Source organism: Aggregatibacter actinomycetemcomitans (assembly GCF_023518055.1).
Classification (GTDB): Bacteria; Pseudomonadota; Gammaproteobacteria; order Enterobacterales; family Pasteurellaceae; genus Aggregatibacter; species Aggregatibacter actinomycetemcomitans.
Genome location: NZ_CP085096.1, coordinates 1166433 through 1180345, shown reverse-complemented (window position 1 = coordinate 1180345; position 13913 = coordinate 1166433). Strand labels below are relative to the sequence as shown.

The following is a 13913-nucleotide window of genomic DNA, read 5'->3' as shown; positions in this document are numbered from 1 at the left end:
AAGATTAAATTCGGCAATTGCAATCAATTAATTTGATCTAGATTATAAAATAACAAAATTCTTTAAAATCAATTATATAATAAATTACATAACGATAAAAAATAACAATAAAAGGTATTTATCTACCTCATAATAATTATAAACTTACGATTTAAAATCATCGTTACTATTGCCGAAAACAAAATAAAGGAAAATAAAATGGCGGACTTTAACGGCTATCAACAACACGAAAATCTGAGCAAAATAAAAAAAATCGTGGCGATTGGCGGAGGACACGGATTAGGTCGGGTCATGTCAGCCTTAAGTTTTATGAACGAACGCCTCACCGCCATTGTCACCACCACCGATAACGGCGGTTCCACCGGACGCATTCGTAGCGCTCAAGGCGGCATAGCCTGGGGCGATTTACGCAATTGTTTAAATCAAATCATTACGCAGCCGAGCACTGCCTCCGCCTTATTTGAATATCGCTTCAGCGGCAACGGCGAACTGGCGGGACACAATCTCGGCAATCTGATGCTAAAAGCATTGGAAGATTTACATATTCGCCCGATGGAAGCGGTTAATCTGATTCGTGATTTGCTTGATGTCAAATCCTTCATCATCCCAATGTCGGAGCAGCCCGTGCATCTCGCCGCTATTTCAGGCAGCGGCGCCAGCGTGGTAGGCGAAGTGAGCGTGGACAGCTTAACCGAACTACCAAAATCCATTTTTCTTGTTCCCTATGTGCAAGCCACGCCGGAAGCCATTAGCGCATTAAAAGAAGCTGAAGTGATTTTATTCGGTCCCGGCAGTTTTTTAACCAGCATTCTACCGCCGATTCTCTTGTCTGAAGTCATTGAACAACTGCAACAAAGCCAAGCCAAGAAAATTTTTATTGATAATCTCGGTATCGAACGCAGCCCCGCAGCAAGGCTTTCCCTTGCTGATCGCATCCGTTGGATTAACGACACCATCGGCAAACCGATCATTGATGCCGCCATTGTTCCTTTTGACAACGCACCGGAAAATCTGCACGACATCAAAATCCTCGCCGGTCGCCTCAACGCCGACGACATCACCTACCGCCACGACCGCGCCCTCCTCTGCTCCGCCATTGACGAGCTATTGGGCGAACTGCTGGAATCGCACGACGACGAAGAACATTTGGAAGCCATTAATATCTAAAAAAGTGCGGTGAAAAAACACAAAGAATTTTCACCGCACTTTTATTTATTCTAAAGTTTGAATGCTAGTTTTTTAGCAAAATAAAATGCTCAATCAACTTAATCATGAGTTCTTTCTGTTCAGGCAAACTTTCCGCCACAAGCAATGCTAATGCCACTAAAGTATTGTCATTAATCAATTGTTCTACCGGCCTTGCCAATAAGTGTTGATTCAACCGCAAATACCATAAAAACAGGAAAGATCCCGTGCGTTTATTGCCATCGGTCAACGGATGATTTTTGATAATAAAATACAATAAATTCGCCGCTCGGCTGGCAACATTCGGATAAAAAAGCGTGTCACCGAATCCTTGTTCAATCGTGGTAATGGCAGAGGCTAAACCGGAATTTCGTTGTTGTCCAAACAACGCCGTCGCTTCCCCTTTTTCCACTAACGCCTGTTTTAATTGAGAAATTGCCTGTAATACGTCATCTAACACCAACAGAACCATATTATTTTGCTTATGCTGATTAGCCGTTAGACTTTGCTCATCGTAAGCCTGTAACAAACTCCAACTCCTAGCATAATCCTGCACAACAGACAATACGGCTTTGCCTTCGTCAGATAACAAAGATTGATTACTCAAGGTCTGCCCAAGCAAACCTATCACTTGTTCAAATTCAATCCCTCGTTCTTGTAAGCGTCGATCATTTAATGCGTAACCCTGTACAAATATTGCTTCAAGGTTTGTGTAGCCCATTGACGGAATTGCGTTGCCCGCTTAGAACTAATTCGATATCCGACGGAAATGATAGCATCGAGATTGTAATATTTAATTGTACGCTTAACCTTACGTTTACCTTCTTGTCGAACTACCGAGAAATCCTCGGTAGTTAAAATTTCATCAAGCTCATGCTCCAAATATATATTTTTAAGGTGCAGGCTAATATTATCTATACTTGTACTAAATAATTTCGCCATTTCAGACTGGCTAAGCCAAACCGTCTCCTTCTCAAAAGACACGGTTAACGAAACCTTCCCGTCCTGACTAGTGTAAATTTGTATTTGGTTATTCATTGAATTAATCCTTATGCCATAAACCGACTCAATATAATCAGCAATAGATTATCAGAAAAGCAAAACACCGAAAAAGATGACCGCACTTAAATCGCTACGCAGATCACAAAATTCACATTTTTTGCTTAATAAAAATAACCAAGTCAGCATAATGGTAAGGTTATTTCACCGGAGGATTCATTATGCAAAAAATGTTACTGCTTAGCGGTTCACGATATGGCAATACGGGGTATTTGGAACACACGATTCCGTGGCTACAAGATTTTTTAGCAGCGTATCAAGGCAAGAAAATCGCCTTTGTACCTTACGCGGGTGTGCGCCAAAACAACGATCAATATGAGCAAAAAGTACAACAAATTCTGGCGCCGTTGAACATGGAAATTCAGTCGGTACACCACGGCAAGCCACATCGTGCCATTATTGAACAGGCGGATGTGATCGCTATCGGCGGCGGCAATACGTTCTGTTTGTTAAAGCAAATGTATGAGCATGATTTATTGAGCATTATTCGTGAAAAAGTCAAAAGCGGCACGCCTTATTTCGGTTGGAGTGCCGGCGCCAATGTAGCGAGCAAATCCATTATGACTACAAACGATATGCCCATTACGTACCCGCCGTCATTTGATGCGCTTAATCTGTTCCCTTATCAAATTAATCCGCATTTCATTTCCGGCAAAGTCCCGGGACATAACGGCGAAAGCCGAGAAGAACGATTTGAGGAATTTTTACTGGTCAATCCGACAGCGCAGATTTACGCCCTTCCGGAAGGCACGGCGTTGTTAATTAACGGCAACCAGGTGAAAACCCTCGGCGATCATAACATTTTGCGTTTTAGTGAAAATATGCAACGACATGAAATCCCTGCCGGTTCCGTGTTTGAAATGTAATGATTGAAATAAAAAAGTGCGGTCGGTTTTCCCAACGTTTTTTCATCGTGAAAACCCACCGCACTTTTGATTCGAGGAAGGCATTAGGAAAGTATCTTTTTGAACACCTTCACATTATTAAATCCACTCTCTTTCAAATACAGCGCCTGCAATTTGCTCATCACGCCGCGTTCGCAATACAGCACATAGTTTTTGCTTTGATCCAGTTCGGCAAATTGATTGGACAGTTTGTAAAACGGCAACAAAATCATCGTTTGCTTTTCAATATGTAGCGGTTTTTCGTCGATTTCCTCCGGGCTGCGGATGTCGATGATCACGTCATTGGTGCCCAGCACGGAAATGGTATCGACGGAAACCACCTCTTTCTCCGTCTGCTCGGCGATTTGACGAATATCCAAATATTGCGCATTTTCCACCGCACTTTCCAACACGGCAAAATTGAAATTGCCTTCTTCCTGCTCGATTTTCGCTTTGATGGCTTTTACCGTCGGATTTTTGGAAATCACGCCGCAAAATTCCGGCATAGATTTGGCAATATCATCAGTGCCAATGTGTTTCGCCATGGCGATGATTTGTTCTTTGTCGTGCGTGATTAACGGGCGTAGAACCAATCCCTCGGCGGCTTCATCTATTAAACGTAAATTGGTTAAGGTTTGGCTGGAAACCTGTCCTAACGCCTCACCGGTGACGATCGCCTGAATGTCGAAACGTTGGGCAATTTTAGACGCGGCACGTACCATCATGCGTTTAAGCACCACGCCCATTTGTCCGTTATCCACGTTTTCCAGAATCTCGCCCACCACGCCTTCAAAATTAATCGCCACAAAACGCACTTTGTGCGAGCTGCCGTAACGTTGCCAAATGTGATACGCCATTTGTTTCACGCCGATTTCATGCGCCGCGCCGCCTAAATTAAAGAAGCAATAATGTACGCGCGAACCGCGACGCAACAGCATATAGCTGGACACACCTGAATCAAACCCGCCGGAAATCAACGACAGCACGTCTTCCTGCGTGCCAATTGGGTAGCCGCCGATGCCTTCATAACGGGCGCGTACCAGCATCATTTTGTCGTCTTCAATTTCAATGCGTACCGTCACGTCAGGATTTTTCAGCTGCACTTTGGCACTGGCGATATGTTGATTCAGCCCGCCGCCGATATAGCGTTCCGCATCCAGCGAATTAAATTCATGTTTGCCTTTACGTTTCACCCGCACGCAAAAACTCTTGTTTTCCAGTTGCGGAGCCACATCAGACAGGGTTTGTTCAAAAATATCATGGAGGCTGCTAAAGGGTTTTTCTTCCACTTGTAGAAAATGATGAATCCCCGGGATGCGTTGCAACTGCTCAATGAGCATCGGTAAATTCTCTTCGATTTTTGACCGCACTTCGATGTAATCCCAATGTTTCACCACGGCGATGGTGTCATCGTGCTTTGCCAATACGTTACGAATATTGCCGGTCAGAATTTTCACGAACCGTTTCCGCACGGATTCGCTTTTAATCATAATTTCAGGAAATAATTTGACGATAAATTTCATGTTAATTCACTTTTTAACCCATAGAAAAATGGGGCGTATTTTAGCAGATAGCACAAAAATTACCATTGGCTCAAACTCCTTTTAAACCCTCTTAATATAAAAATATATATAACTATTGATTATATCGTAATTGTTATCACAGAAATGAAATTAATTTACTGATTTATAAGGAAATAAAGGAATTAATTTATTTTACTTGACTGAAATCAAAGTATTTATATTTAGATACACTAGAATCAACACTAACTCGTTGTAGTTATAAATTCCTTTTAGTTATTAAAACGCTCAAACATCGGAGTGATTCCATGTCAAAAACAAAAAAAATTATAACCGCACTTTGCCTGATGGGGCTGGGTGCCGGTGCGTTGTGGGGAACGCAGGTTGTCATGCACGAAACCGGCACGCCGGAATTTTGTGTCAGCTGCCATTCCATGAGCCATCCGCAGCAGGAATGGGAAGGTTCCAGCCATTTTGCCAACGCCAAAGGCATCCGCGCCGAATGTGCGGATTGTCACGTACCGCAAGAAGGCTGGCATTATGTCAAAGCCAAATTCATTGCGTTGAAAGATATTTGGTACGAAATGCAGGGCAAATTGGACAGCAAAGAAAAATACGAAGAACACCGTGCGGAAATGGCGCAGCGCGTGTGGAACGATATGAAAGCCACCGATTCGGAAACCTGTCGCAGCTGTCACAGCTTCGATGCTATGGAGCTTTCCGCCCAAACAAAATTAGCCAAACAAACCCATATTGACGCCAAAGCCAACGGACAAACCTGTATCGATTGCCACAAAGGCATCGTGCATTTTTTGCCTGAAGTTCACGCCGATCAAACGACGGCAAAATCCGGCGCACCGAAGGGCAGAATGATAACCGAAAACACCACTTTATACGCCACCGAAATGGTGAAAGCCCAAGGGGCGAAAGGCGGTGAAGTTCGCTTAATGCCCTTTGCCGAAGTGACGGAATGGCAGGCGCAGGGAGATCAAATCCACGGCACGTTACACGGCTGGCAACAAGTGGGCGCGGAATCCGTGGTGTATTTGGATTTAGGCAAACGGATTACAGTGGCGTTGGTGGATGAAGACGCTCGCAGTAACGCACAAGTGTTGCAAACCAAACATGACGATGTGACCGATTCCGAATGGAAAGAAGTGACTTTTGCCGTAAATGTGGCGAAAGAAAAAATGTCTTCAGATTTGACCGCACTTAATCAATACGGCAACCATTTGAATCAAACCAACTGTAGCGGTTGCCATGCTGCAATCGGTGCCGATCACTATACGGCGAACCAATGGATCGGCGTGGTGAATTCCATGAAAGATCGCACGTCCATGACCAAAGACGAAGTACGCGCCGTGACGATTTATTTACAACGCAACGCCAAAGATATGAAAGCAAAATAATAGGGATCGATTAAATCCCAAATCTTGGCATGAGTTTAATGACGACAAAACGAGGCTTAAATGAAAAACAGCAACATTAATCATACCCGCCGTGAGTTTTTGAAAAAAACCTCTCTCGGTGTAGCAGGGGCATCGCTTTCCGGCGGTGTGGTCGGTTCCGTTGTATCACCGAAGGCGGCGGCTGCCGAAAAAAGCATGCAAACCGTGGTCACCGCGGCCCACTGGGGGCCTATCGGCGTGGTGGTACAAGACGGCAAAGCGGTGAAATCCGGCCCGGCAATTGAGCCTGCTGCACCGAACGAATTGCAATCGGTCGTGCCGGATCAGCTTTACAGCGAAACCCGCGTGAAATACCCGATGGTGCGTAAAGGCTTCTTAGACAAGCCGGGCAAAAGCGACACCACCATGCGCGGACGTGACGAATGGGTGCGCGTGTCTTGGGATGAAGCGCTGGATTTGGTGCACGAACAATTAAAACGCGTGCGTGATGAACACGGCCCGACAGGCATTTTCGCCGGTTCTTACGGCTGGTTTAGCTGTGGCGCATTACACGCTTCCCGCACCTTATTACAACGTTATATGAACGCCACTGGCGGTTTTGTCGGACATAAAGGCGACTACTCCACCGGCGCGGCGCAAGTGATTATGCCGCACGTGCTTGGCACCATCGAAGTGTATGAGCAACAAACCAGTTGGGAATCCGTGCTGGAACACAGCGATATTATCGTACTTTGGTCGGCAAACCCGCTCACCACCATGCGTATTGCGTGGATGTCCACCGATCAACACGGCATTGACTATTTCAAAAAATTCCAAGCCACCGGCAAACGCATTATTTGTATCGATCCGCAAAAAAGTGAAACCTGCCAGATGCTGAACGCAGAATGGTTGCCGATCAATACCGCAACAGACGTGCCGTTAATGCTCGGCATTGCGCATACCTTAGTCAGCGAAAATAAACACGATAAAGACTTCCTGAAAAAATACACCGCCGGTTATGGCAAATTTGAAGATTACCTGTTGGGCAAAACCGACCAGCAACCGAAAGATGCGGAGTGGGCGAGCAAAATCTGCGGTATTCCGGCAGACACCATAAAACAATTGGCGAAAGATTTCTCAAGCAACCGCACCATGTTAATGGGCGGTTGGGGCATGCAACGCCAACGCCACGGCGAACAAAGCCACTGGATGCTCGTCACCCTCGCTGCCATGCTCGGACAAATCGGCTTGCCGGGTGGCGGATTCGGTTTGAGCTACCATTATTCCAACGGCGGCGTGCCAAGCGCAACCGGCGGGATTATCGGTTCCATCACCGCCAGCCCATCCGCCAAGGCCGGCGCGAAAACCTGGTTGGACGACACCTCTAAGTCTGCATTCCCGTTGGCACGGATTGCCGATGTGTTGCTCAATCCGGGCAAAACCATTCACTATAATGGCACGGAAATCACCTATCCGGACATCAAAGCCGTCTATTGGGCGGGTGGCAATCCGTTTGTACACCATCAAGACACCAACACCTTGGTGAAAGCCTTCCAACGACCCGATGTGGTCATTGTGAACGAAGTGAACTGGACGCCGACTGCACGCATGGCGGACATTGTGTTGCCGGCAACCACCAGTTACGAACGTAACGACCTCACCATGGCGGGCGATTATTCCATGATGAGCGTTTACCCAATGAAACAGGTGGTGCCGCCACAATTTGAAGCGAAAAATGACTACGACATTTTCGTCGAACTGGCAAAACGTGCGGGCGTGGAAGAACAATACACTGAAGGCAAAACGGAAATGGAATGGCTGGAAGAATTCTATAAAGCCGCCTTCACCGCAGCGCGGGCTAACCGCGTTGCCATGCCGCGCTTTGAAAAATTCTGGGTGGAAAATAAACCGTTACGTTTTGAAGCCAATGACGCGGCGAAAAAATGGGTACGCTACGGCGAATTCCGTGAAGATCCGTTGTTAAATCCGCTCGGCACGCCGTCCGGTAAAATTGAAATTTATTCCGACGTGGTCGCCAAAATGAATTACGACGATTGCAAAGGTCACCCAAGTTGGATGGAACCGGAAGAATTTGCCGGCAATGTGACGGAAGAATATCCGCTTGCCTTAGTGACACCGCACCCGTATTACCGACTGCACAGCCAATTGGCGCACACTTCATTGCGTCAAAAATATGCGGTGAATGATCGTGAACCGGTGATGATCCACCCGGAAGATGCCGCCCCGCGTGGTATCAAAGACGGTGACATCGTGCGCATTCACAGCAAACGCGGACAAGTGCTTGCCGGCGCCGTGGTCACCGAAAACATCATCAAGGGCACCATTGCCTTGCATGAAGGCGCGTGGTACGACCCGATGGATTTAGGCGAAAGCGAAAAACCATTGTGTAAAAACGGCTGCCCGAACGTGCTCACCCGCGACGAAGGCACTTCCAAACTGGCACAAGGTAACTCACCGAATACCTGTATCGTGCAGGTAGAAAAATTTGTCGGTCAAGCCCCTGAAGTCACTGTGTTTAAACAACCGAAACACGCCGCGTAAAAACGCGATAAAAAAACAACCGCACTTTGATTAATGAGATCAAAGTGCGGTTTGTTTTTGGGGTGTTTTTTTAACGCTCCCCTTCCCCACTCAATAACGCAATTTCCTGCTTTAACGCATAGGGCATGTGCCGAGGTCCGCGCACGGCGGTCACGCCGAATTGTGCCATTTTAGCGCGGGGAATGAGGGTTTTGTCGTATTCTTTCAGACAGCGGATTTTCATCACCCGTTTCACCTGCAAATTGTCCGTTCGTTTTTTACGATAAGGAATGTTCACTTCCAGCACCAAACATTTATAGCGAATCGCACCGGTGGGTTCGGTGACATACATATAAACAATGTCATCCACCGCAATGTTATTACTCTGTTTCCAATGAAGCTCGCCACCTTCGCGCAAGTCTTTTTCCACATCGTAATATTTCGGATTAGCGGGCACGATCCATTCCGTATAACGGGCGATACCCAGTTGCTTTTTCGCCTGTCGGCTAGCGGTGAGATCAAAACTGGCATTCAACAAAAACAGAATTGTCTCCTTGTCCACCGAACCGTCCAGCAACACCGTCAACCAGTGATTTTTATTCATGTGATACGCCGGCAAAAATCCCGCTTGCGGCAAAAATAAACTGAGCATCTCCGGGGAACATTTCACATTCATGATCGGCATCTTCCCCGCACCGCTTAACCCCAATGCGTTTTTTTCCACGTTCATCACTATGGCATACCATTTGCGATTATCTCCATGGCGCAACACCGCATAATCAGGATGGCTTTTCCACAAGTATTCCGGCTGCGTACCGTATTGTTTTAAAACGTAATCCAGGAGTTGTTGGGTTAAAGGTTGTTTTGCCATATTTGGACCTCGCTTCAGATTGTTTATCGTTCTATTCTACGCCAAAACGGCTGGATTGTGGCGGTCTTGATCGCCCTTAAAAAACACCGCTGAAAACGACCGCACTTTATTTGGCTTTTCATCTTAACATCTTGCGAAGATAGACATATGATGGACAAAAGGATTACAAAGCGTAAGGGATTATTCGCACGCACTTAACATTCCGTCTATCAACCCGGGAGGTTTCAAAATGGAAGGTAAAACAATAACGCCGGTAGAAGTAAAACTCGGCTTCAAATGGCAAGGATTATTGCTTTCGGTTTTGGTCAGTTTGGCGATTTGGTTTATACCGATACCGGAAGGGCTATCAACCAAAGCCTGGGGCATGCTTGCCTTATTCGTCGCCACCATTGTCGCCATTATCGCCAAAGCCATGCCGATGGGTGCAGCGACCTTAGTGGCATTAGTTATCAGTGGGCTGACAGGTCTCACACCGCTTTCGCCAAAACAAGGCGAAGTCGGTATGTTATCGGGCTTTGCTAACGGAACAATTTGGCTAATCGCCATTGCCATGTTTTTATCCCGCGCAGTGATCAAAACAGGGCTTGGGAAACGCATCGCCCTCTACTTCGTCGCGCGCCTTGGTAAAAAAATGATGGGCGTGGCTTACGGCATGGCGTTAGCCGATGTGGTTATCGGTCCGGGCATTCCCTCCGCCTCGGCGCGTGGTGGCGGTATTATGTACCCGATTATGCAATCTATCGCCGATGCTTATGATTCCAAACCAGGTCCGACCGCAAGACGTGCCGGCGCATTTTTGGCGATCGCCGTCTCACAAATCGACACCATCGTGTGTACCATGTTTCTCACCGCCATGGCAGGTAACCCGTTAATCACCGAATTGGCGAAAGGTCAAGGTGTTGAAATCACTTGGATGACCTGGTTTTTGGGCGCCATCGTACCGGGTGTGATTAGCCTCATTGTGTTGCCGTATTTCGTCTATTTAATCTATCCGCCGGAACTCAAAGATACGCCGAAAATGGCAGAAATGGCGCGGGAAGAATTGCGTAACACGGGACCAATGAACAAAGCGGAATGGATCTTAGCGCTGGATTTCATCTTATTGTTGTTCTTATGGACAGTGGGCGATTTGATTTTCCATATTCCCGCAACCGTTTCCGCCTTTATCGGCTTAGTGATATTGCTGCTCACCAATATCATGAGTTGGAAAAACATCGTTGCAGAAACCACCGCGTGGGACACTATGTTTTGGTTTGCGGTTTTAGTGATGATGGCGAATGCACTCAATAAATACGGCGCTATTGCGTGGATTTCCAGCCACATTTCCTCTTCCGTTGGCGCGTTCAGTTGGCCGGTTGCCTTTACGATTTTAGTCTTGGTGTATTTTTACACCCGCTATTTCTTCGCTTCCGCCGTGGCGCATATTTCTGCTATGTATTTGGCTTTCGTCGCTGCCGCCATCTCTGTCGGCACACCGCCGATTATCGCCGCACTCGGCTTAGGTTACACCTCCACATTATCCATGAGCTTAACCCAATATGCCGGCGGCCCCGGTCCGGCACTTTACGGATCCGGCTATAACTCAACCAGTCAATGGTGGGGCGTGAGTTTCGTCACCTCCATCATTTCCCTCATTATCTGGTTCGGTGCAGGCGGGTTATGGATGAAATTATTGGGTTGGTGGTAAAAGAAGCGCAGCTTTACTCATAGCATAAAATTCGCACAATAAAACGACCGCACATTATTCTTTCAAATTAAAGTGCGGTCATTTCTTCCGGTGTTTTTCAATCAATCCGCCAGAAATACCCGTAAAACCTACCGCACTTTTTCTCTAACATTTGAGAAAACCCATAGAAAAGCGCTATTATCAGCGCCAAGAAGCAGTCTTTCAAAGGAGTTTTATGACAAGCCTTGTTTTAACCGATGTTGTCGCCAGCATCACCGAATTAAAAACCAATCCCATGGCGGTACTTCGTGAAGCCGGTGGAAAACCGCTGGCAATTTTAAACCGTAATGAACCCGCATTTTATTGCGTCCCACCGGCAATTTATGAATATCTGATGGAATTAGTCGATGATGCCGAATTAGCAAAAATTGTGGAAGAACGTCAACATGAAAAAAGTTATCCTGTTGATTTAGAGGATTTACTACAATGAGTTACATCATTGAGTTTATCCCATCATCTGAAAAAGAATTCCGCAAACTCGATATTAATCTGCGTAAACAATTCATTGAAAAATTAAAAGAACGTGCCGAAAATCCGAGTGCCATCCGCCAAATTACACGGCATGAAAGATTGCTATAAAATCAAATTACGCAATGTAGGGTATCATTTGGTGTATCAGGTTATTGATGAACGCATTGTGGTCAAAATCATCGCCGTAGGAAAACGCGATCGAAATTTTGTTTATACCAAAGCCAAAAGCAGGCTTTAATCTATTCAATCATCAATCCGCCAGAAACAACGGTCCCATTGGCATTTTCGGCAGATTAAAGTTGTCGGGGTAAATGACATTCACCAGATACAACCCTTCCGGTTTCGCGGTGGGCGCGGCGAGGGCGCGGTCTTTTTGCTCCAACAACCATTTCATCCACTCAACGGGTTGATTGCAACAGCCCACTTCAATAAGGCTGCCGACGATATTACGCACCATGTGATGCACAAAAGCGTTAGCTTGAATATCCACGATAATGTACTGCCCCTGACGAGTGACGTTTAAATGATGGACGTTGCGCCATGGGGTGTTGGATTGGCATTGAGCGGCGCGGAAGGAGCTGAAATCATTTTCGCCGAGCAGCGCCTGTCCCGCGTCGTGCATTAATTGATGATCGAGTTCTAAATGGCAATGGGTTACGCCTTGCGGCAAAATCGCCGAGCGCAGTTTATTACAATATAAAATGTAACGATAACGCCGCGCAGTAGCGCTAAAGCGGGCATGAAAATCGTCCTCCACGACTTTCGCCCAACGCACGGCGATATCATCGGGCAAATTGGCGTTCACACCGAAACTCCAGGCTTTTTCAGGGCGTTGTGCCGTGGTTTCAAAATGGATCACTTGCCCTGTGGCGTGCACGCCGGAATCGGTGCGACCGGCGCAGAAAATGCCGATGTCCTCATTGGCAATTACGGAAATCGCCCGTTCTAATTCCGCCTGTATGCTGGCAACTTTTTCTTGTCGTTGCCAGCCAAAGTAATGTTTTCCGTCGTATTCCACACCTAATGCGATTTTCATGTTTTGCCTTAATCTTGTTGAAATGGCGTGCATTATAGCAAGGCTTGGCGAATCGCAGAAACGTTCTCAAAAACATTCTGAAAACCGACCGCACTTTTTGCCGAATGTTGCGGATAAAAAAAGCAGAGATCGCTCTCTGCTTTTTGAAAAACGTATAAAATTAACGTTTGGAGTATTGTGGACGACGACGTGCTTTGTGCAAACCCACTTTTTTACGTTCAACGCGACGTGCGTCACGAGTAACGAAGCCTGCTGCACGAAGTACAGGGCGTAGGGTTTCATCGTATTCCATCAATGCACGGGTAATACCATGACGAATTGCACCCGCTTGACCGGAAATACCACCACCTTTAACAGTGATGTATAGGTCTAATTTATCAGTTAATTCAACCAATTCTAACGGTTGACGAACTACCATGCGTGCAGTTTCGCGACCGAAGTAAACGTCTAATTCACGTTGGTTGATAGTGATCTTACCATTGCCCGGTTTGATAAATACACGAGCTGAAGAGCTTTTGCGGCGACCTGTGCCGTAGTTTTGATTCTCTGCCATATCCTAAACCTCGTGATTAAATGTCTAATACTTGTGGTTGTTGTGCAGCGTGTTGGTGTTCAGCACCTGCGTACACTTTTAATTTGCGGAACATTGCGCGGCCCAATGGACCTTTTGGCAACATACCTTTAACCGCAATTTCAATCACTGCTTCAGGACGGCGCGCGATCATTTCTTTGAAAGTCGCTTGTTTGATACCACCTACATAGCCTGTGTGCCAGTAGTAAATTTTATCGCTTTCTTTGTTACCGGTTACAGCAACTTTGTCCGCGTTAATCACGATGATGTAATCACCTGTATCAACGTGCGGCGTATATTCAGCTTTATGTTTACCACGAAGACGACGTGCCAATTCAGTCGCCAAACGACCTAAAGTTTTACCTGTCGCATCAACTACATACCAGTCGTGTTTAACCGTTTCCGGTTTTGCTACAAAAGTTTTCATTAATTAATTACCAATATAATAATATTAATACCCAGTGCTTAAAAAAGCACAACCAGTTATCTTAATCTTCACCCCTTCGAGTGCGATCTCGACAAAATAATACGCGGTGGGAATCCGCAGCATTCACAGGGTCGCGCGATTATACAAAAAGTTTCAATGAAAAGCTAACGGTTTATCCGGAAAACATGATAAATTTTAGCCGCACTTTTTCTCTTTTCATTCACCATAATGCCA

12 protein-coding genes and 1 pseudogene are annotated in these 13913 nt (G+C 46.2%); 7 read left to right on the top strand and 6 right to left on the bottom strand.

All coding sequences use genetic code 11. The annotated features are described in order from the left end of the window. The first annotated feature begins 198 nt into the window (after positions 1–198). Complete coding sequence (locus LIN98_RS06035; RefSeq protein ID WP_005568127.1) at positions 199–1167, top strand: gluconeogenesis factor YvcK family protein; 969 nt, start codon at positions 199–201, stop codon at positions 1165–1167. A gap of 64 nt (positions 1168–1231) precedes the next feature. Here the strand turns inward: LIN98_RS06035 and rhuM are convergent. After that, positions 1232–2223: pseudogene (gene rhuM / locus LIN98_RS06030) on the bottom strand (RhuM family protein). Between the two features lie 182 nt (positions 2224–2405). Between rhuM and pepE the strand changes: the two are divergent. Beyond that, the gene (gene pepE, locus LIN98_RS06025; protein WP_005542137.1) at positions 2406–3110 is read left to right on the top strand and encodes a dipeptidase PepE; all 705 of its coding nucleotides are present in this window, start codon (positions 2406–2408) and stop codon (positions 3108–3110) included. Between the two features lie 83 nt (positions 3111–3193). Here pepE and thiI read toward each other — a convergent pair whose 3' ends face one another. Next, positions 3194–4651 (bottom strand): tRNA uracil 4-sulfurtransferase ThiI, encoded by a 1458-nt coding sequence (gene thiI / locus LIN98_RS06020; RefSeq protein WP_005568119.1) that lies wholly within the window; start codon positions 4649–4651, stop codon positions 3194–3196. Positions 4652–4956: 305 nt separating this feature from the next. On the opposite strand from thiI, the gene LIN98_RS06015 reads away from it, so the two are divergent. Together LIN98_RS06015 and torA are read left to right on the top strand one after the other, a co-directional pair. Next, on the top strand, positions 4957–6057 hold the full coding sequence (locus LIN98_RS06015) for a NapC/NirT family cytochrome c (RefSeq protein WP_025298411.1): 1101 nt from the start codon (positions 4957–4959) through the stop codon (positions 6055–6057). Between the two features lie 60 nt (positions 6058–6117). Continuing rightward, entirely contained in the window at positions 6118–8598 is a 2481-nt protein-coding gene (gene torA, locus LIN98_RS06010) for a trimethylamine-N-oxide reductase TorA (RefSeq protein ID WP_005568115.1), read from the top strand. 70 nt (positions 8599–8668) lie between these two features. Here torA and LIN98_RS06005 read toward each other — a convergent pair whose 3' ends face one another. Continuing rightward, positions 8669–9448 (bottom strand): MmcQ/YjbR family DNA-binding protein, encoded by a 780-nt coding sequence (locus LIN98_RS06005; RefSeq protein ID WP_005565228.1) that lies wholly within the window; start codon positions 9446–9448, stop codon positions 8669–8671. 229 nt (positions 9449–9677) lie between these two features. Here LIN98_RS06005 and LIN98_RS06000 point away from each other — a divergent pair, with 229 nt between their 5' ends. The 3 genes from LIN98_RS06000 to LIN98_RS05990 all read left to right on the top strand — a co-directional run bounded on the left by LIN98_RS06000 (position 9678) and on the right by LIN98_RS05990 (position 11883). After that, the gene (locus LIN98_RS06000; protein WP_005570474.1) at positions 9678–11135 is read left to right on the top strand and encodes a DASS family sodium-coupled anion symporter; all 1458 of its coding nucleotides are present in this window, start codon (positions 9678–9680) and stop codon (positions 11133–11135) included. Between the two features lie 214 nt (positions 11136–11349). Then, the gene (locus LIN98_RS05995) at positions 11350–11604 is read left to right on the top strand and encodes a type II toxin-antitoxin system Phd/YefM family antitoxin (RefSeq protein WP_005542149.1); all 255 of its coding nucleotides are present in this window, start codon (positions 11350–11352) and stop codon (positions 11602–11604) included. 93 nt (positions 11605–11697) lie between these two features. Beyond that, a complete protein-coding gene (locus LIN98_RS05990; protein WP_431831734.1) occupies positions 11698–11883 on the top strand; it encodes a type II toxin-antitoxin system RelE family toxin in 186 nt (61 codons plus the stop codon). Between the two features lie 12 nt (positions 11884–11895). Here LIN98_RS05990 and truA read toward each other — a convergent pair whose 3' ends face one another. The 3 genes from truA to rplM all read right to left on the bottom strand — a co-directional run bounded on the left by truA (position 11896) and on the right by rplM (position 13679). Further along, on the bottom strand, positions 11896–12681 hold the full coding sequence (gene truA / locus LIN98_RS05985) for a tRNA pseudouridine(38-40) synthase TruA (RefSeq protein WP_005565224.1): 786 nt from the start codon (positions 12679–12681) through the stop codon (positions 11896–11898). A 160-nt stretch (positions 12682–12841) separates the two neighbouring features. Further along, positions 12842–13234 (bottom strand): 30S ribosomal protein S9, encoded by a 393-nt coding sequence (rpsI, locus tag LIN98_RS05980; protein WP_005542159.1) that lies wholly within the window; start codon positions 13232–13234, stop codon positions 12842–12844. A gap of 16 nt (positions 13235–13250) precedes the next feature. Further along, a complete protein-coding gene (rplM, locus tag LIN98_RS05975; RefSeq protein ID WP_005542161.1) occupies positions 13251–13679 on the bottom strand; it encodes a 50S ribosomal protein L13 in 429 nt (142 codons plus the stop codon). Between the last annotated feature and the right edge of the window lie 234 nt (positions 13680–13913).